The organism is Paenibacillus sp. P3E, from assembly GCF_001909045.1.
Lineage (GTDB): Bacteria > Bacillota > Bacilli > Paenibacillales > Paenibacillaceae > Paenibacillus_AQ > Paenibacillus_AQ helianthi.
Genome location: NZ_LVWH01000090.1, coordinates 1 through 2,094 on the forward strand (window position 1 = coordinate 1; position 2,094 = coordinate 2,094).

Sequence of the window (2,094 nt, forward strand, 5' to 3'; positions counted from 1 at the left end):
CTATTACTCAATATTTTCTTTATCGAGTGCATCCAGAACTTCATCCCTAATGTCTTGTGGAGAAAGTTCCCTGTTTATAGCCCCAGAATTACGCGGCCATGCATGTTTCCCACATACTAACTCATTATGATGATAACTGATTCTTCCACCTCTCTCAAACAACTTAATAATAGGATCATATAGATCGTGAAATTGCAAAGCAATAGGCATTTGTTTGTCTACCACGTATGCCCATTCAAGATGAAAATTGCAAAGATACTCTGTAACCCAATCGACGTTGGCGTTCACTAGCCCATTACATTCTTCCTTTATATGAGCAGGTATATCACATTTAATTATTTCTGCTGCATTAAATACAGCACGTCTGTTATCATCTTTAGAGTTAAAATCCAAAAAAATATTACCCCTTCTAATAAACTCTGTAACCAGGATCGCATATGAAGGTTTATCCATGCCACTATTTTCCAAGTTAATGTTTTTCATTCTTTCTTTGGCTAGTTCAAAGTTAGAATTCAATTTTCTCACCTCAAAATTTTGGCTTAAATCCTGGAAATCCGCCGGGTTGTGGTAATATTAACCCGTGATAGAACGAATAAAAGCGATATCTAAATTGGGCAGTGATATTTCCGATATGCCATCCGTTTCACTTAACACTTGTAAAGTTCTATTCATAAAAAAACACCCCGAAAGTGAGGTGTTTTCCATTACATTTTATGATCCTATTTAACTATCGTATACAATATCTATTCTACCGTAGCCCGCATATACGTACGCTTGCCCTGTGCATCCTTCAGGTAAGGTCCCAGCCCGGCAAATCGCGAATGGTCCACGTAAACTCCGGTCATCCAGCGGCCTTCGGTCAGGCCTCCGTTCCACTGAAGTACCAGATCGGGAGCGGCGATCCATTCCTGATACACCCGGATGTTCGACTCCTGATATTCCTTGCAGCGCTTGCCGTTCTCGATCAGACGGTGCTTGCTCAGATAGGTAGGTACAAAGTATGTGGAGATTGTATCCAGATCAGCTTCATCCAGAAAAGATTCTTCGCCCAAATAGGGCTGGAAGAGCAATGTATTTTCATACATCGACCAGATCACTGCCTGCAGCACCATACTCTGCCGGATGCCGTTATGGAAGGTGAACCTGCGCTTCTTGTCGGACGATGGAATTACCGGACCAGCCGAAGGCTCAAGGCAATGACGTTCGCAGCCGATACATTTCCAGCCAGACGGGCTTTGAATCCACTTTTGAAAAACACTGCCGCTATCGTTATCCCCTTTGTACAAAGAGGAGATGATGTCATAAGGCACCCCAATCCATGCGTTCCACAACGACCCGGGGAGATGGCTGTGAAGCATGAACAACACTTTGTCGTAAATAAGCTGCACTCTGATCGAAGCACTCTCCAGTTCGGCGACATCTTTTTTTCCATAGGTTATTTCCCGGGAAAACAAGGTGGTTGTCATCTTCCTCGCCTCCTAAAAGTTTTGTTAGCGTTACAACCCTGAATTCACTTCGTACAAAACTCACTTCGAAAGGATAAGCTTCTTTTTGTTAACGTTGCCATAATTATCTATATCACAATTAAAAATACCGCATAGTAAAGGGGTGGGCAGCAACTTTTTTTCTATTATATTATATTCTGCCGCCTTCCGTGCAATTTATTTGTAATTTAAAAGGAAAAAGCCCCTCTTTCCATCCGGAAAAAGGGGCTATCAACAGGGAGCCAAGCGGTTCTACTCGACCCAGCTCTCTGCCCAGGACTGAATCTGCTGCATGACCGGCTCCAGCGCACGGCCTTTAGTTGTCAATTCATACTCGATGCGTACGGGGGTTTCCGGGTACACATGGCGTACCAGAATCCCTTCACACTCCAGGTCCTTCATTCGTTCGGATAACATCTTATCGCTCATTGTTGGGATCAGACCGGAAATATCCTTGAAACGCTTGGGTCCGCTCATCAATGTCTGAATAATAAGTCCATTCCAACGTTTACCTAAGAAGGAGAAGGCCGTTTCGAATCGAGGGCACATCGTCAGCTGATGTTCTTCCATTATTCTCACCTCTCACTTTTAACTTACATTAAGTTAGTAT

Annotated in this window: 3 protein-coding genes; all 3 read right to left on the minus strand. The window is 43.3% G+C overall.

Annotated features, from left to right (window positions below; translation table 11 throughout):
- Positions 1–3: 3 nt before the first annotated feature.
- A complete protein-coding gene (locus A3842_RS08895) occupies positions 4–516 on the minus strand; it encodes a hypothetical protein (protein WP_074101120.1) in 513 nt (170 codons plus the stop codon).
- A gap of 227 nt (positions 517–743) precedes the next feature.
- Complete coding sequence (locus A3842_RS08900) at positions 744–1,466, minus strand: hypothetical protein (RefSeq protein WP_074085361.1); 723 nt, start codon at positions 1,464–1,466, stop codon at positions 744–746.
- Between the two features lie 270 nt (positions 1,467–1,736).
- Positions 1,737–2,054, minus strand: a complete 318-nt coding sequence (locus A3842_RS08905; protein WP_039295412.1) for a winged helix-turn-helix transcriptional regulator — start codon at positions 2,052–2,054, stop codon at positions 1,737–1,739.
- Positions 2,055–2,094 lie beyond the last annotated feature (40 nt).

Bases quoted from the DNA above. Each gene is read 5' to 3' on its own strand.
- A3842_RS08900 (WP_074085361.1), bottom strand. From the start codon at position 1,466: ATGACAACCACCTTGTTTTCCCGGGAAATAACCTATGGAAAAAAAGAT.
- A3842_RS08905 (WP_039295412.1), bottom strand. From the start codon at position 2,054: ATGGAAGAACATCAGCTGACGATGTGCCCTCGATTCGAAACGGCCTTC.